The sequence below is a fragment of the Kitasatospora sp. NPDC007106 genome (genome assembly GCF_040634455.1).
GTDB lineage: Bacteria > Actinomycetota > Actinomycetes > Streptomycetales > Streptomycetaceae > Kitasatospora > Kitasatospora arboriphila.
Genome location: NZ_JBEYFP010000003.1, coordinates 1 through 25,796, shown reverse-complemented (window position 1 = coordinate 25,796; position 25,796 = coordinate 1). Strand labels below are relative to the sequence as shown.

The window sequence follows — 25,796 nt, the reverse complement described above, 5'->3', positions numbered from 1 at the left end:
TCCTGCCGGTCCGATCTGCCGCCGGGCCCGGGGGAGCCGCTCCTCCGGGTCCGGCGGTTGCCGTTCCCCGGCCGGGCGTCCACCGGCCGGGCCGCGGTCACCCCTCCCCGGCCGTCCGCCGGGACCGCTCCGCACGGCGGTCCCGGCGGGGCGTCCGGGTGACGGTGTGTCGTACCGGGCGCGTGGTTGCCGGGCCGGGGCGGCTTGTTGTGATCAGTTGAGTCCGCATCACCGTCGTAGAGAGGACCCCTCCATCATGAAGAGCATGCTCGGCAAGGCCCTGCTGACCGCCGTCGGCGCCCTGGCCGTGGCCGGTGTCGCGGCGCCCGCCCAGGCGCACGTGGACGCGGGCGGCGGCGCCCACCTGGTCGCCACCGCCGACGACCCGTTCGTCGCGGGCGAGGGCCACGGCTGGGCCGAGACCAGCAACATCTCCGTGATCGGCCAGGAGTGGGGCTGGGCCACCAGCACGGCCATCGGCGGCGGCGCCGACGGCGAGGCCCACATCGGCTGACCCGGCCGTACAGGCACCGGAGGCCGGGCCGCGGAGATCCCGCGGCCCGGCCTCTTCGGGTGCGCCGCAAGGGGCGCGTGCCGGCGAGTCCTAGCGCAGCATGCCCGCGGCCTCGACCGCCCAGTAGGTGAGGATCTGCTCGGCGCCGGCCCGGCGGATCGAGGTGAGGGTCTCCATGATCATCCGCTCGCGGTCGACCCAGCCGTTGGCGGCGGCGGCCTCGACCATCGCGTACTCGCCGGAGACCTGGTACGCGGAGACCGGCACCGGGGAGGCGTCGGCGATCTGCCGCAGCACGTCCAGGTAGGCCATGGCCGGCTTCACCATGACCAGGTCGGCGCCCTCGGCGACGTCCAGCTCCAGCTCGCGCAGCGACTCGCGGGCGTTCGCCGGGTCCTGCTGGTACGCCTTGCGGTCGCCCTTGAGCGAGGAGCCGACCGCCTCGCGGAACGGCCCGAAGAAGGCCGAGGCGTACTTGGCGGTGTAGGCGAGGATGCCGGTGTCCTGGTGGCCGGCCTCGTCCAGGGCCCGCCGGACCACGCCGATCTGACCGTCCATCATCCCGGACGGCCCGACCAGGTGGACGCCGGCGTCGGCCTGCACCACGGCCATCTCGGCGTAGCGCTCCAGGGTGGCGTCGTTGTCGACCGAGCCGTCCGCGGCGAGCACGCCGCAGTGGCCGTGGTCGGTGTACTCGTCCAGGCAGAGGTCGGACATCACGATCAGCTGGTCGCCGACCTCGGCGACCACGTCGCGGATGGCCTGCTGCAGGATGCCGTCCGGGTTGGTGCCCTCACTGCCGACGGCGTCCTGCACCTCGGGGACGCCGAACAGCATGATGCCGCCGAGGCCGGCCTCGGCGGCCTCCACGGCGGCCCGGCGCAGGGTGTCCCGGGTGTGCTGGACGACGCCCGGCATCGAGGTGATCGGCTTCGGCTCGGTGATGCCCTCGCGGACGAAGGCGGGAAGGATCAGTTCGGCCGGGTGCAGGCGGGTCTCGGCGACCAGCCGGCGCATCGCCGGGGTCGAGCGGAGGCGGCGCGGGCGTACGGTCGGGAATTCGGCGGACAACTGCTGCTTCTCTCTCACGACACGAAACCGCCGGGGAGGCTCGGGGCCTCCCCGGCGGCGGGGTTCAGCGGGCGGCCTTGCGGCGCGACCCGGGGCGGCGCTCGCTCGGCCGGTAGACCGGTTCGCCGGCGGCGACCGCGGTGTCCCGGCGCCGGGCGCCGAATTCGGCGAGGGCCTGGGCCAGCGCGGCGGCGGACGGCGCGGGCGCCATCACGTCGACCCGCAGGCCGTGCTCCTCGGCGGTCTTGGCGGTGGCCGGGCCGATGCAGGCGATCACCGTCACGTTGTGCGGCTTGCCGGCGATGCCGACCAGGTTCCGCACGGTGGACGACGAGGTGAAGAGGACCGCGTCGAAGCCGCCGCCCTTGATCGCCTCACGGGTCTCGGCCGGCGGCGGCGAGGCGCGCACGGTGCGGTACGCCGTGACGTCGTCGACCTCCCAGCCGAGCTCGACCAGGCCGGCCACGAGCGTCTCGGTGGCGATGTCGGCGCGCGGCAGCAGCACCCGGTCGATCGGGTCGAAGACCGGGTCGTACGGCGGCCAGTCCTCCAGCAGGCCGGCGGCGGACTGCTCGCCGGAGGGCACCAGGTCGGGCTTCACGCCGAAGTCGACCAGCGCCTGGGCGGTGGTCTCGCCGACCGCGGCGACCTTGATGCCGGCGAAGGCGCGGGCGTCCAGGCCGTACTCCTCGAACTTCTCCCGGACGGCCTTGACGGCGTTGACCGAGGTGAAGGCGATCCACTCGTAGCGGCCGGTCACCAGGCCCTTGATCGCCCGCTCCATCTGCTGCGGGGTGCGCGGGGGCTCCACCGCGATGGTCGGCACCTCCTGCGGGACGGCGCCGTAGCCGCGCAGCTGGTCGGAGAGGCCGTGCGCCTGCTCCTTCGTCCGCGGGACGAGGACGTTCCAGCCGAACAGCGGCTTGGTCTCGAACCAGGAGTGCGAGGCGCGGTGGGCGACCTGCTCGCCCACCACGGCTATCACCGGCGTCGCCGGGTCGACCGGGGCCGACACCGGGGAGGGCAGCACCCGGGCCGCCTTCAGGTCGGCGGCGATGCCGGCCAGCGTGGAGGTGAAGGTGCGCTGGCGGGTGGTGGTGCCCGACAGGGTGGCGGAGAGCGCGGCCTCCGGCTTGCGGCCGTTGGCGACCAGCGCGTTGGCGGTCGCCGGCAGCTGGCCGAGGGTGGTGCGGACGACCAGGGTGGTCTCCAGCGCGCCCAGGTCGACGCCGGCGCCGCCGAGCAGCGCCGCCGCGTCGACGAAGCGCACGTCCGCGCCCTGGCTGCTGCGCAGCGGCACACCGGCGTAGGCCGGGACGCCGACCGACTGGGCGACGCCCGGGATCACCTCGAAGGCGATCTCCGCGCCGGCGCAGCCGAGCATCTCCTCGGCCGCGCAGCCGTCCAGGCCGGGGTCGCCGTCGACGGTGCGCACCACGTGCTTGCCGGCGCGGACGGCGTCCGCGACGAGCTTGGCGACGTCGAGGCCCGCCTCCTCGGCGGGGTTGTGCACCTGGACGCCGGCCGGGCAGTGCGCGCGGACGGCGGCGGCGGTGAGCGGGTCGGCGATCAGCACGTCGGCGGAGGCCAGCACGTCGACCGCGCGGAGGGTGAGCAGACCGGGGTCGCCCGGGCCGGCTCCCAGGAAGGTGCAGCGGCCGGACGGCTGGGCCGGGCCGTTGGAGGGGCTGGTGGCGGCGGTGGGGCTCATCGGTTTCGCTCCCCCATCAGGCCGGCCGCCCCCTGGTCGAGCAGCCGGGCAGCCAGCGCGCGGCCGAGGGCCGCCGCCTGCTCCTCGGCCGTCCCGTCCAGGACGAGCGGGCCGGTGGCGGTCATTCTCAGCAGGGTGGCGCCGTCGGTGGTGCCGACCACGCCCTCCAGCCGCAGTTCGGTGCCGGCCCAGGTGGCCAGCGCGGCGACGGGCGCCGAGCAGCCGGCCTCCAGGGCGGCGAGCAGGGCGCGTTCGGCGACGACCGCGGCCCGGGTGGGCCGGTGGTCGAGCGCGGCGAGCTGCGCGGCGAGCGCGGCGTCCGTGCACTCGACGGCGAGGGCGCCCTGGCCGGGGGCCGGGACCATCAGCTCGGCGTCGAGGTGCTCGGTGATCTCGGCGCCGCGGCCGAGCCGGTTGAGGCCGGCGGTGGCGAGGACCACCGCGTCCAGCTCACCGGAGGCGACGTAGCCGATCCGGGTGTCGACGTTGCCGCGTATCGCGACCGTCTCCAGGGCGGTGCCGCGGGCGGCGGCCCAGGCGTTGAGCTGGGCCGTCCGGCGCGGGGAGCCGGTGCCGACGCGGGCGGCGCGGCCGCTGCCGGCGAGCTTCTCGACGAGTTCGCCGAGCGTCAGGCCGTCCCGGGCGACGAGGGCGTCGCGGGAGTCCTCGCGCTCCGGCACGGCCGCGAGCAGCAGGCCGGCCGGGGCGGCGGTGGGGAGGTCCTTCAGGGAGTGCACGGCGAGGTCGATGCGGCCCTCCAGGAGGGCGTCGCGCAGCGCCGAGACGAAGACGCCGGTGCCGCCGATCTGCGCCAGCGCCTCGCGGGAGGTGTCGCCGTAGGTGGTGATCTCCACCAGTTCCACCGGGCGGCCGGTGACCCGGCTCACCTCGCGCGCGACCATGCCGGACTGCGCCATGGCGAGGGCGCTGCGCCGGGTGCCGAGGCGCAGCGGCTGCTCGGGGGCGCCCGGGGGGCTGCTCAGTTGACCATTCATGGGGTGCTCGTCCAGGTCGTGCCGGTGGGGGTTGACGGGGTTCATCCGGCCGCTCCGCCGCGGGGGGCGTGGCCGGTGCCCGGCGAGGCTGCCGGGGTGCCGGAGACGGCGTGCACGGCCGCCGGGTCCAGGTCGAAGAGCTCGCGCAGCGCGTCCGCGTAGGAGGCGCCGCCGGGCTCCGCGGCGAGCTGCTTGACCCGCACGGTGGGGGCGTGCAGCAGCTTGTCGACGACGCGGCGGACGGCCTGGCCGATCTCGGCGCGGGAGCGCTCGTCGAGGTCGGGCAGCCGGGACTCCAGCCGGGCGAGTTCGCCGCTGACGACGTCGGAGGCCATCGAGCGGAGCGCGACCACGGTGGGGGCGATCCGGGCGGCGCGCTGGGCGGCGCCGAAGGCGGCCACCTCGTCGGCGACGATGCCGGTGACGGCGTCGACGTCGGCGGCGCCGGGGCCGTCGGCCGAGTGCGCGTGCGAGAGGCTCTCGATGTCGACCAGCAGGGCGCCGGGCAGCTCGTGGACGTCGTGGTGGACGTCGCGCGGCATCGCCAGGTCGAGGAAGGCGAGCGGGCCGTCGCCGGTGCGGGCGGCGACCGCGGCGGCGACCTGCTCGGCGGTGACGACCACGCCGGCCGCGCCGGTGCAGGAGACCACCAGGTCGACGTCGGCGAGCGCCTCGGGGACCTTGGCGAAGTCGACGGTGCGGCCGGTGCCGAGGATGGTGACCAGCCGCTCGGCGCGTTCGGCGGTGCGGTTGGCGATCAGCAGGTCGGTGACGCCGGAGCGCACCAGGGTGGCGGCGGCGAGCGAGCTCATCGAGCCGGCGCCGACGACCAGGACGCGCTTGCCGGCGATGGCGCCGGCGCCGGCGGCGACCTGCTCCAGGCCGAAGGTCACCAGGGACTGCCCGGCCTTGTCGATGCCGGTCTCGCTGTGGGCCCGCTTGCCGACCCGCAGGGCCTGCTGGAAGAGCTCGTTGAGGCCGCGGCCGGCGGTGTGCTCGTCCTGGGCGCGGGCCAGGGCGTCGCGCAGCTGGCCGAGGATCTGGCCCTCGCCGACGACCATCGAGTCCAGGCCGCAGGCCACCGAGAAGAGGTGGTGGACGGCGCGGTCCTCGTAGTGGACGTAGAGGTGGGCGGTGAGCTCCTCCAGGTCGACGCCGCTGTGGTGGGCGAGCAGCAGGGAGAGCTCGGCGACGCCGGCGTGGAACTTGTCCACGTCCGCGTAGAGCTCGATCCGGTTGCAGGTGTTGACCAGGGCGGCCTCGGCGACGGTGGCCGAGGCGGCGGCGTCGTGCAGCAGGCGGGTGGGGACCTCGCCGGTGAGGGCGGCGCGCTCCAGCACGCCGACCGGGGCGGTGCGGTGGCTCAGTCCGACGACGAGCAGGCTCATGCCGGCATCACCGCCGAGAGGTCGCCCTCGCCGCCGGCGGGGGTGGCGCCGCCGGCCTGGGCGGCGGTCTTGGCGGCCCGGCCCTGGGCGGACCGGTCGGTGCCCTTGGCGGGCTCCGCCTTGGTGGCGCCGCCCGCGGCGCGGCGCAGCTTGGCGGCCGCGGCGCGGACCGGGCCGGGGGCCCGGTCGAGGACGGAGTCGCCGCCGCCGGGCTCCTCGCCGGCCTTGCGCTGCTCGTGGAAGGCGAGGATCTGGAGCTCTATGGAGAGGTCGACCTTGCGCACGTCCACGCCGTCCGGGACGGTCAGCACGGTGGGGGCGAAGTTGAGGATGCTGGTGACGCCGGCCTCGACGAGCCGGTCACAGACCTGCTGGGCGGCGCCGGGCGGCGTGGTGATCACGCCGATGGAGACCTGCTGGCTCTCGACGATGGACTCCAGCTCGTCCATGTGCCGCACGGGCAGGCCCGCGGCGGTGGTGCCGACGACGCCGGGGTCGGCGTCGAGCAGGGCGGCGACCCGGAAGCCGCGGGAGGCGAAGCCGCCGTAGTTGGCGAGGGCGTGGCCGAGGTTTCCGATGCCGACGATGACGACCGGCCAGTCCTGGGTGAGACCCAGCTCACGGGAGATCTGGTAGACCAGGTACTCGACGTCGTAGCCGACGCCGCGGGTGCCGTAGCTGCCGAGGTAGGAGAAGTCCTTGCGGAGCTTGGCGGAGTTCACGCCGGCGGCGGCGGCCAGCTCCTCGGAGGAGACGGTGGGGACGGACCGCTCGGAGAGCGCGGTCAGGGCCCGCAGGTAGAGGGGGAGGCGGGCGACGGTCGCCTCCGGGATGCCCCGGGCACGCGAGGGTCGGCGCGCGGCGCCGGTGTCGGGCGCCTGCGAACTGCTCTGGGTGGGTCGGCCGATTGCCACGGTGCTCCCGAGGGTGAAGCTGGGCTTAGGCAGCCAGGCTATGCGTTTGTGAACGTGTGCACAAAGATGGTGTCCGATTTGTCCCTCCACAGTGATGCGCATCACTCACCTCCCTGCGGGGCCGTCGCCGATCCGGGGGCCACCGGAGCGCCTGCCCCGTGACCGGCCGCACCCTGCGGCCACGGGCCGGGCGCGGTCTCCCGGCGCAGCAGCGGGACGAGCTCGCCGCCCGCCAGCGAACGGGCCCGGCCGAGCCGCGGCCAGGGCACCGGCGCGGTGCCCCGGGGCGGCTCCGGGCGGTCGGCGGGCGGCAGCGCCCCGGCCCGGGCGTAGTGGCGGAGCAGGTCGGCGGAGGCCCGGGCGTCCCCCATCGCGGTGTGCGCCGGGTACCAGCCGAGGCCGGCCTCCCGGACGCAGGCGGTGAGGCCCCAGCCGACGGCGGCGGGCAGCCGGGTACGGGCCATGCGCATGGTGCACAGCAGCGGGACGGGCGGCAGCGGCACCCCGATCCGGGCGTACTCGCGCTCCAGGAAGGCGTGGTCGCAGGTGACGTGGTGGCCGACCATCACCCGGTCCGCGAGCAGGTCGAGCAGGTACGGGGCGACCTCGCGGAAGCGCGGGGCGCCGACCACGTCGTCCTGGGTGATCCGGTGCACGTGGGTGGGCCCGACCGGCCCGCCGGGGTCGATCAGGGTGGAGAAGGTCTCCTCGGTGCGGAGACCGTCGTCCAGCAGGACGACGGCGACCTCGACGACCCGGTGCCGCCAGGGGCTGCGGCCGGTGGCCTCGACGTCGACGACGGCATAGCCGCCCATCGCGTTCTCTCCTTCGCCTGCGGCCCCCGGCGGACACGAAACAGGCTCGATCGTAAGCCGACGAATTCACCGATTAGGCGGGTGATCTCTATCGGGTCGGCAACGATTCGGCTCCGCACCCCCGCCGATCGGCGGGGGTGCGGGCGGGCGCGGCGGCGGGCGGTGGTGGCGGACGGAGGTTCGGACGGTGCGCGGGCGCCGGCCGGATCAGGCGCCGAGGGCGGCGCGCAGACGGCGTTCGTCCACCCGCCAGAAGTCGTGCTGGCGGCCGTCGATCAGGGTCACCGGGATCTGCTCGGCGTACTGGTGGTACAGCGCCTCGTCCTGGGTGATGTCCTTCTCCTCGAAGGCGGCGCCGAGTTCGCCGGTGACCCGGACGAGGATCGTGCGGGCGTCGTCGCACAGGTGGCAGCCGGGCTTGCCGATCAGGGTCACCACCCGGTCGGCGGGCTTCTTGTTCTTGTCGCGTCGCAGCAGGCTCACCCGGCCATTGTGCGCCCGCGGCGCGGGTCACTGCGCCGATGCGCACCGTTAACGGCACCTGCACGCGGGCGTCACGGGAACCCCTTCCCGGCTGGCTATGCTCGGTCCATGGCCGCGCTACGAAGGCTCCACCTCGCAAGGCGTTCCCCCGACGAGCGGACCGCGCTGGCGGGCGAGGCCGCCGCCGACGCGGCCGAGGCCGGCCTGCTCGCGGTCACCGCGGGGCGCACGGACGGGGCCGGAACGGCCGCGGGCACGGAGAAGAGCGCGGAGAAGGCCGAGAAGACGGACAAGGCCGAGAAGGCCGAGAAGGCCGAGAAGGCCGAGAAGTCAGAGAAGGCCGAGAAGTCAGAGAAGGCCGAGAAGTCAGAGAAGGCCGAGAAGGCCGGACGCGGCAGGAAGGCCCCCGCCGAGGACCACACCCCGACGCCCGGCGACCCCCGGGCGGCCGCCTTCTTCGACTGCGACAACACGATCCTGCGCGGCGCCGCGATGTTCTACCTCGGCGTCGGACTGTACCGGCGGCGGTTCTTCACCCGCCGCGACGTGGCCCGCTTCGTCTGGCAGCAGACCTGGTTCCGGCTGCACGGCTCGGAGGACCCGGCGCACATCGCGGACGCCCAGGACACCGCGCTCGGCCTGGTCGCCGGCAAGCGGACGGCCGAGCTGGAGCAGATCTGCGAGGAGATCTTCGAGGAGGTCATCGCGGACAAGGTCTGGCCCGGCACCCGGGCGCTCGTCCAGATGCACCTCGACGCCGGGCAGCGGGTCTGGCTGGTCACCGCGGCCCCGCAGGAGATCGCCCGGATCATCGCCCGCCGGCTGGGCATGACCGGCGCCCTGGCCACCGTCGCCGAGACCTCGAACGGCGAGTACACCGGCCGGCTGGTGGGCGGCCTGCTGCACGGGCCGGCGAAGGCGGCCGCGGTGCAGGCGCTGGCCCGCCGCGAGCAGCTGGACCTCTCCCGTTGCGCGGCGTTCAGCGACTCCGCCAACGACATCCCGATGCTCAGCCTGGTCGGCCACCCCTACGTGGTGAACCCGGACGCCTCGCTGCGCCGGCACGCGCGGACGCACGGCTGGCGGGTCCGCGACTTCCGGACGGGCCGCAAGGCCGCCCGGGTCGGGCTGCCGGCCGCCGCCGGGCTCGGCGTCGCGGCGGGTGCCACGGCCGCGGCCCTGGCCGCCCACCGGCGCCGCCGCACCGCCTGAGCCCGCGGCCGCACCGCCCCGACGCGCCGCCGCCGCATCCGGCCGGAACCGACCCGTCGTCACATGTGCCCTGGTCCGGGGCGGTTGCCGGGGCGTCCACCCGCGGCCCGTCAACTCCTCACACGTGCGGGCGACATCGGGCGGACGGCTGCGGTTCGCGCCTGCTTCACTCTTGACCGGATCCGATCGTTCGGCGCCTCGGGAAAGTTGTGGGTTACCGGGCCGCGAGGCAGGGAAAGCGCCCGTCCCTCACCCGAATCGGTCACACCGGGTTGCCATTCGATCACCCGGAGCGCGCTCCGGCCGGCCACCGACGATCAGTACCGGCTGAATATACGCGCCATCCGGATCCCAAACGACCAGTTCCGCCACAGGGTGTAGCCGTCATTGCACAAAGCGTTATCCTCTCCTGGATGCACGGCACCTGCGTGTCCCCCGGCGGGGGCATGGGGGCGTGCTCTCCGCGCAGGCGGAGGTGACCCGTCCACAGTTCTGCCTCTGGGAGTCCCGTGTACCCACCCGTCCGGAACGACGCGCCCACCACCTCCAGCCCGTCGACCGCCACCCTGCGCACCGGCGCCCGACTGGACCGGCTGTGGGCCGCCATCCGCGAGTTCCAGGTGCTCGGCCCCCAGCCCGTCCTCGCCGGCGCCGGCGCCCCCGTCGCGCCCGGCCCGCGCACCCTCCCCGCCGCCCGCCCGGCCGCCACCGGCACCCTGCTGCGCTCCACCGCCACCAGCGGCACCGCCGCGGGCGGCACCACGACCGGCACCCGCCGCGGCGTCGGCGCCCCGGCCCGCAGCCGCCCGCGCACCGACCGCGGCACCGAGACCGATCACAACCCGGTGATGGAGCTGGTCGAGCGCGCCCAGGCCGGCGAGAGCGAGGCCTTCGGCCGGCTCTACGACCAGTACTCGGACACCGTCTACCGGTACATCTACTACCGGGTCGGCAGCCGGGCCACCGCCGAGGACCTCACCAGCGAGACCTTCCTGCGGGCGCTGCGCCGGATCGGCACCTTCACCTGGCAGGGCCGGGACTTCGGCGCCTGGCTGGTGACCATCGCCCGCAACCTGGTGGCCGACCACTTCAAGTCCAGCCGGTTCCGGCTGGAGGTCACCACCGGCGAGATGCTGGACTCCAACGAGTGCGAGCGCAGCCCGGAGGAGTCCGTCCTGGAGTCGCTGGCCAACGCGGCCCTGCGGGACGCCGTGCGGCGGCTCAACCCCCAGCAGCAGGAGTGCGTCAACCTCCGGTTCCTGCAGGGGCTCTCGGTCGCCGAGACGGCGCGGATCATGGGTAAGAACGAGGGCGCCATCAAGACCCTGCAGTACCGCGCGGTGCGGACGCTGGCCCGCCTGCTGCCCCCGGACGCGCGGTGAGCCTGCTGCCGTGACGCCCCCAACCGACGGACCGTCACCCGGGCCCGTGCTCCGACACGGGCGGGTGAATGCGCGGTCACATGATCAGTCGTGCGTAACCGACTCCCGGCACCGCTCGTTGGCCAGCCTGGAAACCATCAACGGGCGTGCGGTCAAGCAGGTTCGGACCGCATCACCCGATGGTGTGGTTTCGGCCCGCCGAGACAACCCTCCGGCAGGCCACGGTGTCGACAACGACGAAGGGAGGTGTGGCCCGTGACGGCAAACGTGCTGGAGCACCGGCGGGCGAAGGCCTTCGCCGAGGCATTGGAGGCCCACCGGACGGACAACTCACCCGGCGGGGACGGACCCGACGGGAGCACACCGGGTGGTGCCCACCGCGCCGGATCGACCGCGATGGCCGAGCTGCTGGCCGTGGCGGACACCCTCGGGGAACTGCCCGTACCGGAGTTCTCCGCGGAGACCAAGGCGGTCCAACGGGCCCAGCTGATGGCCGCGTTCGAGCAGGCCTTCGCCGGGGGCGGCACCCCGGCGGTGCCGCGGCAGCGCGGGCACCGGGCCGCCCGGGCGGCCCGCGGGCGCTGGGGCCGCCGGCTCGCGATCGGCGGGCTGGTCGCGGGCGTCGCGGTCGGCGGTTTCGCCGGCGCCGCGGCCGCCAGCGGCGGTGCCCTGCCGGGCGACGCCCTGTACGGCATGAAGCGCGGCTTGGAGGGCCTCCGGCTGGACTGGGCCGGGTCCGACTCCGAGCGCGGCGCGCTGCTGCTGGAGCAGGCGACCACCCGGCTGGACGAGGCGCAGAGCCTGCTCCAGCGGTCCGGCTCGCCGGACACGCTGAGCCCCGGCACGGTCGAGCAGGTCCGGCAGGCGCTGGACGACATGCACGCCGAGGCCCTCCGCGGCCGCGACCTGCTGCGTTCGGTGTACCGGAGCAACGGCTCGCTGGCGCCGATGCGCCAGCTCGCCACCTTCGCCTCGGGCCAGGACGACCGCTGGACGCGCCTGCACGACCGGCTGCCCGGCCAGCTCGGCCCGCAGGCCGACAAGGTCGACGAGCTGTTCGACGACATAAGCGAGGACGTCGCACCCCTGCACCTGGAGAAGCCCGGTCCGGGCGGCCAGCAGGGCACGGGGGCGGGCGACGGTCAGACCTCGGGGCAGGCGTCCGGCGGCGCCGTCCAGGGCGCCACGCAGGGCGGTTCGGGTGCGCCGACGGCGCACGGCACCGGCACCGCCCCGAACGGTGCCGCGCCGAGCACGGCTCCGCAGGGCGTCGGCGGTCTGGTCGACGGCCTCACCAACGGCCTGGGCGGCGGGCAGAGCGGCGCACCGGCCACCGGCGGCACGACCGGATCGGGCGCCTCCCCCGCCCCGAGCGGTTCGGCCACCGGGTCGTCGGAGGGTCAGGGGATCACCATCCCGCCGCTGATCCCCGGTCTGCTGCCCGGTCTCACGCTGGGCTGAGGCCGGCTCCGTCCCGAGCGGCCGTGGGATTCCCGAGCTCCCACGGCCGCTCCGGCGTCGGTGCACCGGTCAGAAGAAGTCAGAAGAAGACCGATCGCCGCTGCACCAGCAGCTTGTACAGGGTGTGCTGGATGGTCTCGCGGACCTGGTCGGCGAGGTTGAAGACCAGCATCGGGTCGTCCGCGGCCTCCCGCGGGTACCCGTCGGTCGGGATCGGCTCGCCGAACTGGATCGTCCACTTGGTCGGCAGCGGGATCGCGCCGAGCGGCCCCAGCCAGGGGAAGGTCGGCGTGATCGGCACGTACGGCAGGCCGAGCAGCCGGGCCAGCGAGCGGAAGTTGCCGATCATCGGGTAGGTCTCCTCGGCGCCGACGATCGAGCAGGGCACGATCGGCACGCCCGCGCGCAGTGCGGAGGAGACGAAGCCGCCGCGGCCGAAGCGCTGGAGCTTGTACCGCTCGGAGAACGGCTTGCCGATCCCCTTGAAGCCCTCCGGCCAGACCCCGACCACCTCGCCGCGCTCCAGCAGCGCCTGGGCGTCCTCGTTGCAGGCGAGGGTGTGGCCGGCCTTGCGGGCCAGCTCGCCGGCGACCGGCAGCAGGAAGACCAGGTCGGCGGCGAGCATCCGCAGGTGGCGCCGGTGCGGGTGGTGGTCGTGGATCGCGACCTGGGTCATCAGCGCGTCGAGCGGGATGGTGCCGGAGTGGTTGGCGACGATCAGCGCGCCGCCCTCGGCGGGGATGTTCTCGACGCCGAGGACCTCGACCCGGAAGTACTTCTCGGCGACCGGGCGGAGCAGCGAGAGCAGCACCTCCTCGGTGAGCTCCCGGTCGAAGCCGAACTCGTCGACCTCGTAGTCGCCGGTGATCCGACGGCGCAGGAAGGCCAGGCCGCTCGCGGCGCGTTCCTCCCAGCCCTTGCCGAGGACCTTGGTGGCGGTGGCGCCGAGCTGTCCGGCGAGCGCGCCGCCGACGGCCTCGGCCAGCCGGTCCGCGAAGCCGCCGCCCTCCGGGCTGCCGGCGTGCCAGCTGGGCGCGGACTCGATCGGGATGACCTTGGCGTCGGCCGGCTCGGTCTTGCGGGCTGCGGTCATCGTGGCATCGGCTCCTGGGTGGGGCGGTCGTCCTGGCCGAGCAGGGCGGCCAGCCGGTCGGTGACGGCGGCGAGCCGCTCCGGGGGCAGCAGGCCGGCCCGCTGGGCGGCGACGAAGTCGGCGAACGCCTCGGCGGTGGTGAAGCGGGGGGTGTGGCCGAAGGTCTCGCGGAGCTGGGTGGTGTCCACGACCCGGCCGTGGGTGAGCAGCTGGATCAGCTCGGGCGAGATGTCGGCCAGCCGGGTCTGCCGGACGAGCCCGGCGACCGCGCCGAGCGCGGGCCTGAGCAGCGGCACGGTGGGCCGGCCGAGTCGGCGGGCGCACTGCGAGAGCAGCAGCACGCCGTCGCCGGCCACGTTGAAGGTGCCGGTGTTGGTGGTGCCCGGACGGGGGTCGAGGGCGGCGAGCCGGAGCACCTCGACGGCGTCGTCCTCGTGGACGAACTGCAGGCGCGGGTCGCGGCCGAGCACGGTGGGCAGCACGGGCAGGGTGAACCAGGCGCAGAGCGGGGTGTCCCCGACCGGGCCGACGATGTTGGCGAACCGCAGCACGGTGACGGCGACGTCGGGCCGGCGGCGGGCGAAGCCGCGGACGTAGCCCTCGACCTCGGCGGCGTCCCGGGCGAAGCCCCCGGCGGGCAGCTCCTTGGGTTGCATCCGCTCGTGGAAGACGGCCGGGTCGCGCGGGGCGGAGCCGTACACGCCGGTGGTGGACTTCACCACCAGGCGGCGCACCCCGGGGGCCTTCTGGCAGGCACCGAGCAGCTGCATGGTGCCGATGACGTTGGTCTCCTTGACCGTGGAGCGGCCGCCCGGGCCCATGGCGGAGACGTTGAGGTGGACGACGGTGTCGACGCCGTGCTCGGCGATCACCCGGGCGACGGCCGGGCGGCGCAGGTCGACCCGGGCGAAGTCGACCCCGGGCGGCAGGTCCTCGGCGGGGGGCTGGACGTCGACCCCGACGACCTTGTCGACCCCGTGGGAACGGGCGATCCCGGCGGCGAACCGGGCACCGAGGTGCCGGGCCACACCGGTGACGAGTACGGTCCTGCCCACGCTGCTGCGGCCTCCTCGTGTCGCCCTGAGTGCACCGTACCGTGCGGATGTTTCCGGGCCGTACCGGCGCCACACCCGCGGGCCGCGGGGCGCCGCCGAGGGCGCGGAGACACCACTGCCCGCCCGGGCAGCGCCCGGGCGGGCAGTTCGGACACCTGGTGCGCGCGAGGCGGCCGTCGGTGCAGCGGCTGGCCCCCCGCGTGAGCGGGAAGTAGTCCGGCCGCGGGTTACTTCTTGTTGCGACGCTGCACGCGAGTGCGCTTCAGAAGCTTGCGGTGCTTCTTCTTGGCCATACGCTTGCGACGCTTCTTGATGACAGAGCCCACGGAACAACCCTCGCTCACTCGGACCCCGTCCATGGGAGACGGGTGTCCATACGACTGACGGAGGGCCTAGCCTACCGTCCGCCCGGGGTAACCAGTAATCGTGCCCTGCCGTGTCAGGCCTACGCGCTCTCGAGCCGCACGTAGGACTCCTTCAGGTACGCGTGGACCGCCTGCTCCGGGACGCGGAAGGAGCGCCCGACCCGGATCGCCGGCAGTTCACCGCTGTGCACCAGGCGGTACACCGTCATCTTGGACACCCTCATGACCGAGGCCACCTCGGCCACGGTCAGGAAGACGACTTCCTGCAGGGGGCGTTCGCCTGAACTCATGACCATCACCGACCCTTACCCGTGTGCAAGGCACCGGCTTCCCCTCCGGTGACTCCACCGGCACACGTGTATGCCCAGAGTAGTTATGGGTGGTACCAGTGGGAAGAGGGGGATGCCCAGTCCTTGTACGGTGAGGCATCCCCCGATTGCAGTACGTAGCCGATCGGCGTATGGCGCAGGCGGACCGGCCGGTCGGCGCCGGTGGGGCGCTCGGGAGCACCGGCCCGGCGCGCGCGGCGCGGGTGCGGGCGCCGCGGCCGGGGACGGGCCGCAGGTCAGGGCAGCAGGCCGTGGTGCGGGTAGACGGCGCGACGGGCGGCGAGGATCGCCTGGTCGAGGCGGGAGGCCGGGTCGTAGCCGTCGTGGAAGTCCCGCCAGTCGGGGGCGGCGCCGTCGGTCATCCGCAGCGGTGCCTGCTGCCGGGTGCGTCGGTAGACCTCGGCACGCCACTCCTCGGGGGTCTCGGCGGCCGGGTCGAGCGGGCGGCCGGCCGCGGTGGCGACCAGGTGGGTCCAGGTTCTGGGCACCACGTCGACCACCGCGTAGCCGCCCCCGCCGAGGGCGATCCAGCGGCCGTCGGCGTGCTCGTGGGCCAGGCCGTGCAGCGCCTCGGCGACGAGGCGCTGGGCGTCGAGGCTGACCGCGAGGTGCGCGAGCGGGTCCTCGACGTGGGTGTCGGCGCCGTGCTGGGTGACGAGCACCTGCGGGCGGAAGGCGGCGAGCAGTTCGGGCACGAGGGCGTGGAAGGCGCGCAGCCAGCCGGCGTCGCCGGTGCCGGCCGGCAGCGGCAGGTTGGCGGCGCTGCCGGGGGCGTCCGGCCCGCCGGACTCGGTGGACCAGCCGGTCTCCGGGAAGAGCGTCGCGGGGTGCTCGTGCAGCGAGACGGTGAGCACCCGGGGGTCGTTCCAGAACGCCTGCTGGACGCCGTCCCCGTGGTGCACGTCGACGTCGACGTAGGCGACCCGCTCGGCACCGAGCTCCAGCAGCCGGGCGACGGCGAGCGCGGGGTCGTTGTAGACGCAGAAGCCGGACGCCCGGTCGGGCATCGCGTGGTGCAGCCCGCCGGCGAAGTTGACGGCGTGCCGGGCCTCGCCGCGCCAGACCGACTCTGCGGCGGCGACGGACTGCCCGGCGATCAGCGCGGACGCGGTGTGCAGGCCGGGGAAGGCCCAGTTGTCGTCGGTGCCGAGGCCGTGCCGCAGATCGACGAGGTCCGGGTCGGCGGCGACCTTGCGGACGGCCGCGATGTACTCGCCGGTGTGCACCAGGCGCAGGGTGGAGTCCCCGGCGGCCGGGGCCGAGCGGACGGTGACGCCGGGGCCGCGGTCGAGCCCGAAGGCGTCGACCAGGTGTTTGGTGAGGGCGAGCCTGGTCGGGTCCATCGGATGGCCGGGGCCGAAGTCGTACGCGGTCACCGCGTCGTCCCAGAAGAGGTGCAGGCCGCAGGGGTTGTCGTCGCGCTCGGCGTCGGGCATGCCTCCACCGTAGTGGGTGGCCGGGGGCGGGACGCAGGGGGCTCAGTGCGCCTGGGCGGGCTCCTTGGCCTCCTGGGCCGGTGCGGGGGCGAAGTGGCCGGCGAGCGGCAGGATCACCAGCACCAGCAGCATCGGGGCGAGCAGCGCGGCCCGGTAGGAGCCGGCGTCGCCGATCGCCCCGACCAGCGGGGAGCCGACCAGGAAGCCGACGTAGTTGAAGAGGTTGAGCCGGGCGACGGCGGCGTCCGAGTCGGCGGGCATCAGGCGGCCGCCGGCCGCGAAGACCTGCGGGATGATCGCGCAGATGCCGAGGCCGAGCAGGGTGAAGGCGGCGATCCCGGCCCAGGGCGCGGGCGCGACCGCGGCGGCGGCGAAGCCGAGGGCGGCGGTCGCCGCACCGACCCGGACGACCGTGACCGCGCCGAAGCGCTGCACCCCGCGGTCGCCGAGCGCGCGGCCGGCCAGCATCGCCAGCATGTAACCCAGGTAGGACAGCTTGGCGAGGTCGTCGGGGCTGTGCAGGGTGTCGGTGAGGTACTTGACGCTGTAGTTGGAGACCGAGGCGTCCGCGATGTAGGCGACCGCCATGGCGAGGCAGAGCGGCAGCAACGGCCGCCACGGGACGGCGCGGCCGGCCGCGCGGGCGGCCTGCTCGACGGCGTCGCCGAGTTCCGCCGGGCCGGCGAAGCGGGTGCCGACCAGCAGCGCCGCCGGGATCAGCACCGCGGCGGAGCCGGCGAACAGCACGCTCAGCGGTGTCCCGCGGTGCGCGCCGAGCCCGGCGACGGCGGCGCCGGCGATCCCGCCGAGGCTGAACGCGGCGTGGAAGCCGAGCATGATGCTGCGGCCGTACCGGTGCTGGAGGCCGACGCCGAGCATGTTCATCGACGCGTCCAGCGCGCCGACCAGCAGACCGAAGGCGGCCAGGGCGAGGGCGAGCTGCCACAGGGCGGTGCCGACGCCGACGGCGGCGAGCGCCAGGCAGACGGCGGGCTGCACGGCCCGCAGCACGGCGCGCGGGCTGCTGCGGCGCACCAGGGCCTCGGAGGCGATCGAGCCCACGCCGGCGAGGATCGGCACCGCGGCGAGGAAGACCGGCAGCAGGGAGTCGTCGAGCCCGTACCGCCGCTGGATCTCCGGGATGCAGCTGACCAGCAGCGCGAAGGTGGCGCCCTGCAGCAGGAAGCTCGCTGCCAGTGCGGCGCGCGCCTGCCGCAGCCGTCCGGTGGTCTCGGCCATGGGGCCCCCGCTACTGGTGGGTACCGACGTGTGGTGGCGAGAGCGTAGGCCCTGGCGGGCCGTTCCGGGAGGGGGTCGGCGTCACACGGTGCGCGGGCGGCTTGTTCAGGGGCGCACGGGGGCACCTGACGGCCGGCCCTGTTCGGGTGCCCCTGCGTCAGGCGCGCGTGCCCAGGAGGGCGGGGACCTGGGTGAGGCCGGTGATGAGGCCGGTGGCGCCGGCGGCGGTGAGCTTGGCCGGGTCGGTGAGCGCGGCGTAGCCGTACACGTCCATGCCGGCGGCGCGGGCGGCGAGCACGCCGTTGGGGCTGTCCTCCAGGACGAGGCAGCGCTCGGGCGGCACACCCATGGTGCGGGCGGCGTGCAGGAAGAGGTCGGGGGCGGGCTTGCCGACGCCGACGTCCTGGGCGCTGAAGATGAGCTCCTCGGCGAGGTGCCCGCGCAGGCCGGTGAGGTCGAGCGCGGTGCGGATCCAGGAGTGGTGCGCGGAGGAGGCCAGGCAGTACCGGACGCCGGACTGCTGCAGGGTCTTGAGCAGGGTCTCCGCCCCGGCGACCGGGCCGAGTTCGGCCTCGAAGGCGGCGAACACCCGGCCGTGGAACAGGTCGTCGAAGCCCTCGGGCAGCCGGTCGCCGTGCCGTTCCAGGATCACGTCGTGGACCCGGTGCGCGGCGGTGCCCATGTAGTCCCGGTAGGAGTCCTCGACGGTGGTCGGGTAGCCGAGTTCGGTGAGGTACTCGGCCAGCACCCGGTTGGAGATGGGCTCGCTGTCGACGAGCACCCCGTCGTTGTCGAAGATCACCAGGTCGTAGCTCACCCGGTCGAGCCTACCGGCCCGGCACCGCGGCTCCGGTGCCGGGCCGCTGCGGGCTACTTGCCGCCGCCGGCCAGCTCGCGGGAGCGGTCGCGGGCGGCCTCCAGGGCGCCGAGCAGCGCGGCGCGGACGCCGTGGTTCTCCAGTTCGCGGATGGCCGCGATGGTGGTGCCGGCCGGGGAGGTGACCGCCTCGCGGAGCTTGACGGGGTGTTCGCCGGAGTCGCGCAGCATGATCGAGGCGCCGATCGCGGACTGCACGATGAGGTCGTGGGCGACCTGCCGGGGCAGGCCGAGCAGGATGCCGGCGTCGGTCATCGCCTCGACCAGGAAGTAGAAGTAGGCGGGGCCGGAGCCGGAGAGGGCGGTGGCCGCGTCCTGCTGGGCCTCGGGCAGGCGGATCGCCTTGCCGACCGAGCGGAAGATCGCCTCGGTGCGCTCCAGGTGGGCCTCGGAGGCGTGCGAGCCGCCGGAGATGACGCTCATGCCCTCGTCCACCAGGACGGGGGTGTTGGGCATGACGCGGACGACCGGGGTGCCGGCGGCGAGCCGCTCCTCGAACCAGGCGGTCGGGATGCCGGCGGCGGCCGAGACGACCAGCCGGTCGGGGGCGACGTGCGGTGCCAGCTCCTCCAGCAGGGTGCCCATGTCCTGCGGCTTCACCGCGAGGATCAGGGTGTCGGCGAGCTTCGCAGCCTCGGCGTTGGTGACGGCGGTGACGCCGTGGCGCTCGGCGAGTTCGGCGGCGCGCTCCGGGCGGCGGGCGGTGACCAGGACGTCGGCCGGGTCCGTGCCCGCCCGCAGCAGGCCGGAGAGCAGGGCCTCGCCGATCTTGCCGGTGCCGAGGAAGGCGATCTTCTGTCCGGATGCGCTGCTGGGCATGGGGGCCGCTCCTTCGTACGGTGCTGCGGCCATCCTCGCACCGGTGTGGTGCCGCGGGCCGGGATGTCCGAACCGTGGGCAGTGCGCTCGCGCACGGACGGGGCCGGCAATGGGGTGCGCCGCCATCCGGCGGCGCCGGGGGTGTCCGTCCGCACCGTGCCGGGCGGCACGGCCCCGCCCGTACGGTCGGCTCTCCCCCACCCCAGAGGAGCTCCCCCATGACGTACGACACGCCCCTGAGACGGTGGTGGGCGGCGCTCGCGCTGCTCGCCGTGGCCGCGGCGGCGGTGCTCGGGCTCGGCCACGGCGAGGCCCGGGCCGCCGGCACCGTCCAGGTCACCGGGTTCGGTTCGAACCCGGGCAATCTGCTGATGTACCGCTACGCGCCCACCGGGCTGGCCGCCGGGCGGCCGGTGGTGGTGGCGCTGCACGGCTGCACCCAGACGGCGTCGTACGGCGAGGCGGCCGGCTGGACGCACTGGGCGGACGCCTGGGGCTTCGCCGTGGTGATGCCCCAGCAGCAGTCCGCCAACAACTCCTCGCAGTGCTTCAACTGGTTCCAGCCGGGCGACTTCGGGCGGGACGCGGGCGAGGCGCTGTCGATCCGTCAGATGGTCGCGAAGACCGTCGCCGACCTGGGCAGCGACCCGGCCCGGGTGTACGTGACGGGCCTGTCGGCGGGCGGCGCGATGACGGCCGCCCTGCTGGCGGACTACCCGGACGTGTTCGCGGGCGGCGGCGTGGTCGCCGGGCTCCCGTACCACTGCGCCACCACGGCCGTGGAGGCCTCGGTGAACTGCATGACCATGGGCACCTCGAAGACCCCGCAGCAGTGGGGCGACCTCGTCCGGCAGGCGTACCCGTCGTGGACCGGGGCACGGCCGAAGGTCTCGCTCTGGCAGGGGTCCTCGGACTCGGTGGTGAAGCCGGTGAACCTCACCGAGCTGATGAAGCAGTGGACGGACGTGGCCGGCACCGGCCAGACGCCCGCGGTGAGCGACACCGTCGCGGGCCACCCGCACCAGGTGTACCGGGACGCCTCCGGCGCCGACCGGGTCGAGGTGTACTCGATCACCGGCATGGACCACGGCCAGCCGGTCGACCCGGGCAGCGGCGCCGAGCAGTGCGGCACCGCCGGGGCGTACGTGCTGGACGTGAACCTCTGCGCCTCCTACCGGATCGGCCGGTTCTGGGGCCTGGACGGCTCGGCGCCGTCGCCCTCCCCCAGCCCCTCGTCCTCGCCGTCGCCGTCCCCGTCACCCTCGGGCGGTTCGGGCAGCACGCAGCTGACCGACGACACCGCCCTGGACGGCTACGTGAAGGCCGCGGCGGACGGCGGTTCGCCCGCGGTGGGCACCCTCGCCGGCAGCCTGGGCCTGGCGGTGGGCCGCGGCACCGAAGGCAAGCAGAACCGGGCGCTGCTCTCCTTCGACACCTCGGCCCTCCCGGCCGGCGCCACGGTCACCGGCGCCCGGCTCACCCTGGGGTACGGCAGCGGCAGCGGGGACCCGTGGGCCGCGGCGCAGCTGACCGTCGACGTGCGGGACGGCTGCTTCGGCGCGGCCTGCACCACCGGCACGGACGACTGGGCGGCCCCGGCGAGTGCGGGTGCGGCGGCGACGGTGGCCCGGTTCACCTCGGGCAGCGGGACCTCGGGCGCGTTCTCCGCGGCCGGGCTGGCCGCGATCCGGCCCGGGTCGACGGTGCAGCTGCGGCTGCAGTTCGACCAGGCGCTCGCCTCCACCGCGTACGTCTTCGTGCAGCGCGGTGCGGGCGCGGTGCTGACCGTCGACTGGACGCGCTGAGCCGGACCCGCTCTTCCGGGTGCCCGGGGGCGGTGGCCCCCGGGCACCCGGGCGTCAGCGCTTGGTGCCGTCGACGATGACCGGCGAGCCGCCGGTGCCGCAGGGGCTGGCGTAGACCGGGTTCTTCTCGGCGGCGGCCTTGAAGGCCTCGATGCACTGGCTCATCAGGATCTTGTCGGTGAGCGAGTTGGCGATGGCGGTGTTGGCCGCGGCGGTGCTCTCGGACTCGATCTTCCGCTTCTCGGCCTCGGCCTTGGCGGTGCGGACGGCGGCCTCGGCCTGGGCGGTGGCCTGGTCCTGCTGGATCTTCTGGTCGATCGCGTGCTGCAGGCTGTCGCTGGGCTTCACGTTGCGCAGGTTGACGCCGTTGACCAGGATGCCGCGCGGCGCGAGCCGGGCGGTGATCAGCCGTTCGATCTCGGTGCTGATCGCCTCGCGCTCGGAGCTGTAGCCCTCGACGCCGGTGTGCTTGGCGAAGACGTTGCGGACGATCTCCCGGCTGTCGGGGTAGACCAGGCGCTTCTGGACGGCGTCGGTGTCGCCGGCCAGCTTGAACAGGCTCTGGGTGTGCTTGGGGTCGACCGACCACTTCACGGTGATGTCCGCGTAGAGCACGCCGCCCTCGGAGGAGCGGACCTCGACGGTGTCCTTGCCGGTGAGGTCGAGGTCGACCGGCCGGGTCGAGAAGGTGGAGACGTCGGTCAGCGGCGACTTCAGGTGCAGTCCCGGCTGCCAGGTGCCGCCGACCTTGCCCAGGGTGGTGGGCACGCCCACCTCGTAGGGCGCGACCACGTGGACGACGGTGGCGAGGCCCGCGAGCAGGCCGAGGCCGACGGACACCAGGCCGGACGCCGTGGCCGCCCCGGAGTCGGTGACCCCGCGCCACCTCAGGACGAGCAGGACGGTGCCGACGAGGAGGAGCAGGACGGCGATGATCAGCATCTGGGGTCTCTCGGTGGACGGACGGGACGGCCGCAGCATAGGGAGCCGGACGCCTCCGGGAGGCCGGATTCAAATGATGTTCATATGAAGTCCGCGGCCCGCCGACGGTGCGTCAGCGCCCGCTCACGGACGGCGCCCCTCCCGCACGTCCGGCGCGGACCGGACGGCCCGCCCTCGGGGGAAACTCGGGGATCACCCCTATGGATTTCCAGGGACCGCCGGGAGCACGGTTGAGGTATGGGAAACGGAGATTTGTCGCGAAGTGAGAGCCGTCAGGTCGCCGTCGCCGCGGCGACCCTCGGCCCGTGGCGGACGGCTGCGGCCGTCGGGACGGTGGTCGGCGGTGCCGCCCTCGGGGTGGACATCGTCACCGGCAACTGGTCCATGGACATCCTCGCCGGGCCGGTCGGCCTCGGCCTGTTCTTCTTCTTCCTCGTCGGCACGGTCGGCGGACGGCTCCGCCGGGACACCGGCGACCGGCGGCTCCAGCGCTGGGCCGAGGAACACCCCTGGCAGTCGGCACTGCCCGCGGCCGGCGCGCTGTGGGTGCTGAACACCCTGGCGATGACCCTGCTCGGCAGCTCGGGGCTGTTCGCCGCGCTGTTCACCTCGCTGCTGCCCGCCGGGCTGCTGCTGGCGGTCGCGGGCGTGGTCGGCTCGGTCAAGCAGGCCCGCCGACGCGGCTGACGGGCCGTGGGCCGGCACGTGGCGGCTCCGCCCCGGCCGAACTGACGGAGCGCCTCGGCGCAGGCACCCGCGTCGAGTTCGGCGGCGGAGCCGTGCACGGCCGGGACGCCCCCCGCTGTCGGGCGTGTCGGCCGCCGTCTGCATACTGTCCGGCGTGCCGACAGTCGACGACCCCGCCCCGCGTCCCGACGACCCGTTCGAGGACGTCGTCCTCGACGAGGACTTCGTACGCGCCGCCACGGTGAAGGAGCAGTCCGGGCGGGCCCGGATGCTCGCCGCGAAGTGGCAGCAGCAGCCGCCGCAGCCCGAGCCGTGGCGGGCCTCCGCCGACCCGGCTCCGGCACCCGCCCGCCGGCGCTTCGGGCGGCGGCCGAAGCCGGTCGACCCGTGGGGCCGGCGCCGCAGGCGCAACTGGCAGACCCCGGTGTTCGTGGTGCTCGCCGCCGCCGTCACCCTGGCCGCGCTCAACGTGGACCGCCTGAACGGCTGGTACCACCGGGGCGAGGACTCCTCGGCGGCCGCGGCCGACCCCACCGCCCCGGCGGCCGCACCGCCGACCACCGATCCGCAGACCCCGACCGTCGAGCGTCCCTGGGCCGGCTCGCCCGCCGACGCCTGGAAGGCCGGGGCGGACGCCCTGGTCCTGCCGCAGGCGAAGGCCGAAGGCGTCTTCGGCAAGGAGGAGGTGGCCGGCCTGCTGGAGAAGGTCCGGCAGTACCTCGTCCTCACCAACCTCGACCCGAAGACCGTCCACGGCGAGACCCCGGCCGCCGCCCTCGCCCTGCTGGACCGCTCGTCGCGCGAGGACCTGGAGAAGGCGCTCGCCCACCCCACCGTCGACTCGGACGCCGCCAACTGGCTGAGCCGCTTCGACCCGCGCCGGGCCGTGCCCGTCACCGACGTGGTGAAGGCCCGGGGCACCATGACCTTCGAGGGCGACGGCGACCGCGGCCTGCTGGTGCACACCGACTACATATTCGTGTACGCCCTGCGGCCCGGCCCGGACGCCGGCGTGCCGCGGCCCGGGCAGAGCACCGGCAGCGGCGGCGCGGCCAAGCCGGTGGCCCTGAAGGCCGACGTCGCCCCGCGGGTGGAGCGGGAGATCGTCCGGCGTCAGCAGGACTTCCGCTTCTACAACCCCGCCCGGTACAAGGTGCAGCGCGGCAGGCTGCTGCTGGACAAGTGGACGGCCGACTTCGGCAACAACGTGTGCGGGATGGGCAGCGGCTACCTGGAGACGGACTTCACCGTCGACTTCGGCCCCGGCACCGAGGAGCCGCACACCGGGCCGACCGTCGACCCGTACGACCCGAACCGCAAGCTGGACGACCACGAAGGCTGCGGCACGCTGACGCGGAGCTGACGCACCGTCCGGGGTCAGTCGTCGCCCTCCGTGGGGGCGGCGCCCCGGACGTGGCCGAAGATCAGGCTGGTCTCGGTGTGCTGCACCGCGGGGTGCGCGGTGAGGTGGTCCAGCACGAAGTCGCGCAGCGCGTCGGTGTCCGCGACCGCGACGTGCAGCAGGTAGTCGTCCGCCCCGGACAGGTGGTACGCGGCCACCACCCCCGGCAGCCGGGGGATGCCGCCCGCGAAGCTGCCGATCTGCTCCTTGGTGTGCGCGTGCAGCCGCACCGCGATCATCGCCTGAATACCGAGACCGACCGCGGCCGGCTCCACCTCGGCGTGGAAACCGCGGATCACCCCGCGCTCCCGCAGGGCTCGGATCCGGCCCAGACAGGTGGACGGGGCGATGCCCACCGCCTCCGCGATCGCGTTGTTGGGCATCCTGGCGTCGGCGACCAGCAGCCGCAGGATGGCCCGGTCGACGGGAGCGAGTTCGCGCTGCGGATTCTTCGGCACGGGGCCCACGATCGTCCGGCAGTCCGAACATCCGCAAGACCTACCGGCCGGTATTCGAATCTTCTGCCGAACTGTGGCCGCCACTCCGCGGACTCTTCACCATGGGGCCACCCCCCACCCCGCCGAGGAGGCCACCCATGCCCCACGCCGACACCCGGGCCGTCCACGCCGGCAGAACCGACCTGCGCGGCCTCGGGACCCACGTCCCGCCGATCGACCTCTCCACCACCAACCCCCTGCCCGGCGTGGAGACCGGCGGCGACAGCTACGAGGCACTGGCCACCGGCGGACTCGTCCCGGACGGCGGCAGCGCCGTCTACCAGCGGCTGTGGAACCCCACCACCGCCCGCTTCGAGCAGGCCCTCGCCGAACTCGAGGACTGCGAGCAGGCGGTGGCCTTCGCCTCCGGCATGGCCGCACTCGCCGCCTGCCTGCTGGCCGCCCGCGCCGAGGGCAAGGGACACGTCGTCGCGGTCCGCCCGCTGTACGGCGGCACCGACCACGTACTGGCCACCGGCCTGCTCGGCACCGAGGTGACCTGGGCGACCGCCGGCGAGGTCGCCGCGGCGATCCGCCCGGACACCGGCCTGGTGATCGTCGAGACCCCGGCCAACCCCACCCTGGACCTGGTCGACCTGTCCGCCGTCGCCGCCCAGTGCGGGGACGTGCCGCTGCTGGTCGACAACACCTTCGCCACGCCCGTGCTGCAGCAGCCGGTGCACCACGGCGCCACCCTCGTCCTGCACAGCGCCACCAAGTACCTCGGCGGCCACGGCGACGTCCTGGCCGGCGCCGTCGCCACCGACGCCGAGTGGGCGGCCCGACTGCGCCGCGTCCGCGCCGTCACCGGCGGCATCCTGCACCCGCTCGCCGCCTACCTGCTCCACCGCGGCCTGCAGACGCTCCCGCTGCGGGTGCGGCACCAGGCCGCGAACGCCGCCAAGGTGGCGGCCTGGCTGGCCGCCCGCCCCGAGGTCGAGCAGGTCTACTACCCGGGCCTGCCCGAGTGCGACCCGCAGGGCCTGGTCGGGCGGCAGATGACCGGCGCCGGCTCGGTGCTCGCCTTCTCGCTGCGCGGCGGCTACGAGGCGGCGGCCCGCACCGCGGCCGGCTGTGACCTGATCACCCACGCGGTGTCGCTCGGCGGCGTGGACACCCTGATCCAGCACCCCGCCTCGCTCACCCACCGCCCGGTCGCCCCCGAGGCCCGCCCGCACCCCTCCCTGCTCCGCCTCTCGGTCGGCCTGGAAGAGCCCGAGGACCTCTTCGACGACCTCGCCCGGGCCTTCTCCGAATAGAGGCCCAGGGGGCGCGTGGGGGCACCTCCCGGCCGAAGGCTGGGAG

At 74.6% G+C, this 25,796-nt stretch carries 25 protein-coding genes; 8 read left to right on the top strand and 17 right to left on the bottom strand.

The annotated features are described in order from the left end of the window. The first annotated feature begins 256 nt into the window (after positions 1-256). A complete protein-coding gene (locus ABZ641_RS00700; RefSeq protein ID WP_344621361.1) occupies positions 257-514 on the top strand; it encodes a hypothetical protein in 258 nt (85 codons plus the stop codon). A 90-nt stretch (positions 515-604) separates the two neighbouring features. Here ABZ641_RS00700 and hemB read toward each other — a convergent pair whose 3' ends face one another. The 7 genes from hemB to ABZ641_RS00665 all read right to left on the bottom strand — a co-directional run bounded on the left by hemB (position 605) and on the right by ABZ641_RS00665 (position 7,891). Further along, positions 605-1,603, bottom strand: a complete 999-nt coding sequence (hemB, locus tag ABZ641_RS00695; RefSeq protein ID WP_359978109.1) for a porphobilinogen synthase — start codon at positions 1,601-1,603, stop codon at positions 605-607. Positions 1,604-1,649: 46 nt separating this feature from the next. Beyond that, the gene (locus tag ABZ641_RS00690) at positions 1,650-3,296 is read right to left on the bottom strand and encodes a bifunctional uroporphyrinogen-III C-methyltransferase/uroporphyrinogen-III synthase (protein ID WP_344621359.1); all 1,647 of its coding nucleotides are present in this window, start codon (positions 3,294-3,296) and stop codon (positions 1,650-1,652) included. Next, positions 3,293-4,291, bottom strand: a complete 999-nt coding sequence (gene hemC, locus ABZ641_RS00685; protein WP_344621514.1) for a hydroxymethylbilane synthase — start codon at positions 4,289-4,291, stop codon at positions 3,293-3,295. Before hemC ends, ABZ641_RS00690 begins: the two co-directional genes overlap by 4 nt. 41 nt (positions 4,292-4,332) lie before the next feature. Next, positions 4,333-5,679, bottom strand: a complete 1,347-nt coding sequence (locus tag ABZ641_RS00680; RefSeq protein WP_359978107.1) for a glutamyl-tRNA reductase — start codon at positions 5,677-5,679, stop codon at positions 4,333-4,335. Next, a complete protein-coding gene (locus tag ABZ641_RS00675; protein WP_344621357.1) occupies positions 5,676-6,593 on the bottom strand; it encodes a redox-sensing transcriptional repressor Rex in 918 nt (305 codons plus the stop codon). The genes ABZ641_RS00680 and ABZ641_RS00675 overlap by 4 nt, the downstream gene beginning before the upstream one ends. Positions 6,594-6,694: 101 nt before the next feature. Next, positions 6,695-7,408 carry a 3'-5' exonuclease gene (locus ABZ641_RS00670; protein WP_344621356.1) on the bottom strand — a complete coding sequence of 238 codons (714 nt, stop codon included), beginning with the start codon at positions 7,406-7,408 and terminating at the stop codon, positions 6,695-6,697. A gap of 207 nt (positions 7,409-7,615) precedes the next feature. Further along, entirely contained in the window at positions 7,616-7,891 is a 276-nt protein-coding gene (locus ABZ641_RS00665) for a glutaredoxin family protein (RefSeq protein ID WP_344621355.1), read from the bottom strand. Between the two features lie 108 nt (positions 7,892-7,999). Here ABZ641_RS00665 and ABZ641_RS00660 point away from each other — a divergent pair, with 108 nt between their 5' ends. From ABZ641_RS00660 to ABZ641_RS00650, 3 genes are all read left to right on the top strand, one after another. Further along, positions 8,000-9,103 carry an HAD-IB family hydrolase gene (locus tag ABZ641_RS00660; RefSeq protein WP_359978104.1) on the top strand — a complete coding sequence of 368 codons (1,104 nt, stop codon included), beginning with the start codon at positions 8,000-8,002 and terminating at the stop codon, positions 9,101-9,103. Positions 9,104-9,612: 509 nt separating this feature from the next. Beyond that, entirely contained in the window at positions 9,613-10,485 is an 873-nt protein-coding gene (locus ABZ641_RS00655; RefSeq protein WP_344621353.1) for an ECF subfamily RNA polymerase sigma factor, BldN family, read from the top strand. 255 nt (positions 10,486-10,740) lie between these two features. After that, entirely contained in the window at positions 10,741-11,946 is a 1,206-nt protein-coding gene (locus ABZ641_RS00650; RefSeq protein ID WP_359978102.1) for a DUF5667 domain-containing protein, read from the top strand. A gap of 79 nt (positions 11,947-12,025) precedes the next feature. Here ABZ641_RS00650 and ABZ641_RS00645 read toward each other — a convergent pair whose 3' ends face one another. From ABZ641_RS00645 to proC, 8 genes are all read right to left on the bottom strand, one after another. Beyond that, positions 12,026-13,039: a lysophospholipid acyltransferase family protein gene (locus tag ABZ641_RS00645; RefSeq protein ID WP_344621351.1), complete on the bottom strand. Its 1,014-nt coding sequence runs from the start codon at positions 13,037-13,039 to the stop codon at positions 12,026-12,028. Then, positions 13,036-14,094, bottom strand: coding sequence for an NAD-dependent epimerase/dehydratase family protein (locus ABZ641_RS00640; RefSeq protein WP_344621350.1), 1,059 nt, complete (start codon positions 14,092-14,094; stop codon positions 13,036-13,038). Before ABZ641_RS00640 ends, ABZ641_RS00645 begins: the two co-directional genes overlap by 4 nt. Positions 14,095-14,321: 227 nt before the next feature. Next, positions 14,322-14,420 (bottom strand): AURKAIP1/COX24 domain-containing protein, encoded by a 99-nt coding sequence (locus ABZ641_RS00635; RefSeq protein ID WP_003948845.1) that lies wholly within the window; start codon positions 14,418-14,420, stop codon positions 14,322-14,324. 119 nt (positions 14,421-14,539) lie between these two features. Then, a complete protein-coding gene (locus ABZ641_RS00630) occupies positions 14,540-14,749 on the bottom strand; it encodes a helix-turn-helix domain-containing protein (RefSeq protein ID WP_052390398.1) in 210 nt (69 codons plus the stop codon). Positions 14,750-15,024: 275 nt separating this feature from the next. Beyond that, positions 15,025-16,224, bottom strand: a complete 1,200-nt coding sequence (locus ABZ641_RS00625; protein ID WP_359978099.1) for an acetoin utilization protein AcuC — start codon at positions 16,222-16,224, stop codon at positions 15,025-15,027. Positions 16,225-16,266: 42 nt separating this feature from the next. Next, positions 16,267-17,463: an MFS transporter gene (locus tag ABZ641_RS00620; protein ID WP_344621348.1), complete on the bottom strand. Its 1,197-nt coding sequence runs from the start codon at positions 17,461-17,463 to the stop codon at positions 16,267-16,269. Positions 17,464-17,620: 157 nt separating this feature from the next. Further along, positions 17,621-18,280 carry an HAD family hydrolase gene (locus ABZ641_RS00615; protein ID WP_359978097.1) on the bottom strand — a complete coding sequence of 220 codons (660 nt, stop codon included), beginning with the start codon at positions 18,278-18,280 and terminating at the stop codon, positions 17,621-17,623. 53 nt (positions 18,281-18,333) lie between these two features. Continuing rightward, positions 18,334-19,158 (bottom strand): pyrroline-5-carboxylate reductase, encoded by an 825-nt coding sequence (proC, locus tag ABZ641_RS00610; RefSeq protein WP_344621346.1) that lies wholly within the window; start codon positions 19,156-19,158, stop codon positions 18,334-18,336. A 218-nt stretch (positions 19,159-19,376) separates the two neighbouring features. Between proC and ABZ641_RS00605 the strand changes: the two genes are divergently transcribed. After that, positions 19,377-20,963 (top strand): PHB depolymerase family esterase, encoded by a 1,587-nt coding sequence (locus tag ABZ641_RS00605; protein ID WP_359978095.1) that lies wholly within the window; start codon positions 19,377-19,379, stop codon positions 20,961-20,963. 54 nt (positions 20,964-21,017) lie between these two features. Here the strand turns inward: ABZ641_RS00605 and ABZ641_RS00600 are convergent, their stop codons facing one another. Further along, the gene (locus ABZ641_RS00600; protein WP_344621344.1) at positions 21,018-21,905 is read right to left on the bottom strand and encodes a prohibitin family protein; all 888 of its coding nucleotides are present in this window, start codon (positions 21,903-21,905) and stop codon (positions 21,018-21,020) included. 252 nt (positions 21,906-22,157) lie between these two features. Here ABZ641_RS00600 and ABZ641_RS00595 point away from each other — a divergent pair, with 252 nt between their 5' ends. After that, a complete protein-coding gene (locus tag ABZ641_RS00595) occupies positions 22,158-22,592 on the top strand; it encodes a hypothetical protein (RefSeq protein ID WP_344621343.1) in 435 nt (144 codons plus the stop codon). Between the two features lie 154 nt (positions 22,593-22,746). Then, the gene (locus ABZ641_RS00590) at positions 22,747-23,955 is read left to right on the top strand and encodes a hypothetical protein (protein WP_359978093.1); all 1,209 of its coding nucleotides are present in this window, start codon (positions 22,747-22,749) and stop codon (positions 23,953-23,955) included. Between the two features lie 14 nt (positions 23,956-23,969). On the opposite strand, the gene ABZ641_RS00585 is transcribed toward ABZ641_RS00590, so the two are convergent. Then, the gene (locus ABZ641_RS00585) at positions 23,970-24,452 is read right to left on the bottom strand and encodes an Lrp/AsnC family transcriptional regulator (RefSeq protein ID WP_344621341.1); all 483 of its coding nucleotides are present in this window, start codon (positions 24,450-24,452) and stop codon (positions 23,970-23,972) included. Between the two features lie 137 nt (positions 24,453-24,589). On the opposite strand from ABZ641_RS00585, the gene ABZ641_RS00580 reads away from it, so the two are divergent. Then, complete coding sequence (locus ABZ641_RS00580; RefSeq protein WP_359978091.1) at positions 24,590-25,750, top strand: PLP-dependent transferase; 1,161 nt, start codon at positions 24,590-24,592, stop codon at positions 25,748-25,750. Positions 25,751-25,796 lie beyond the last annotated feature (46 nt).

Excerpts from the sequence above, each read along its gene's own strand:
- ABZ641_RS00700 (WP_344621361.1), top strand. The coding sequence starts at position 257 with ATGAAGAGCATGCTCGGCAAGGCCCTGCTGACCGCCGTCGGCGCCCTG.
- ABZ641_RS00690 (WP_344621359.1), bottom strand. The coding sequence starts at position 3,296 with ATGAGCCCCACCGCCGCCACCAGCCCCTCCAACGGCCCGGCCCAGCCG.
- hemC (WP_344621514.1), bottom strand. The coding sequence starts at position 4,291 with ATGAATGGTCAACTGAGCAGCCCCCCGGGCGCCCCCGAGCAGCCGCTG.
- ABZ641_RS00680 (WP_359978107.1), bottom strand. The coding sequence starts at position 5,679 with ATGAGCCTGCTCGTCGTCGGACTGAGCCACCGCACCGCCCCGGTCGGC.
- ABZ641_RS00670 (WP_344621356.1), bottom strand. The coding sequence starts at position 7,408 with ATGGGCGGCTATGCCGTCGTCGACGTCGAGGCCACCGGCCGCAGCCCC.
- ABZ641_RS00660 (WP_359978104.1), top strand. The coding sequence starts at position 8,000 with ATGGCCGCGCTACGAAGGCTCCACCTCGCAAGGCGTTCCCCCGACGAG.
- ABZ641_RS00645 (WP_344621351.1), bottom strand. The coding sequence starts at position 13,039 with ATGACCGCAGCCCGCAAGACCGAGCCGGCCGACGCCAAGGTCATCCCG.
- ABZ641_RS00630 (WP_052390398.1), bottom strand. The coding sequence starts at position 14,749 with ATGAGTTCAGGCGAACGCCCCCTGCAGGAAGTCGTCTTCCTGACCGTG.
- ABZ641_RS00625 (WP_359978099.1), bottom strand. The coding sequence starts at position 16,224 with ATGCCCGACGCCGAGCGCGACGACAACCCCTGCGGCCTGCACCTCTTC.
- ABZ641_RS00620 (WP_344621348.1), bottom strand. The coding sequence starts at position 17,463 with ATGGCCGAGACCACCGGACGGCTGCGGCAGGCGCGCGCCGCACTGGCA.
- proC (WP_344621346.1), bottom strand. The coding sequence starts at position 19,158 with ATGCCCAGCAGCGCATCCGGACAGAAGATCGCCTTCCTCGGCACCGGC.
- ABZ641_RS00605 (WP_359978095.1), top strand. The coding sequence starts at position 19,377 with ATGACGTACGACACGCCCCTGAGACGGTGGTGGGCGGCGCTCGCGCTG.
- ABZ641_RS00600 (WP_344621344.1), bottom strand. The coding sequence starts at position 21,905 with ATGCTGATCATCGCCGTCCTGCTCCTCCTCGTCGGCACCGTCCTGCTC.
- ABZ641_RS00580 (WP_359978091.1), top strand. The coding sequence starts at position 24,590 with ATGCCCCACGCCGACACCCGGGCCGTCCACGCCGGCAGAACCGACCTG.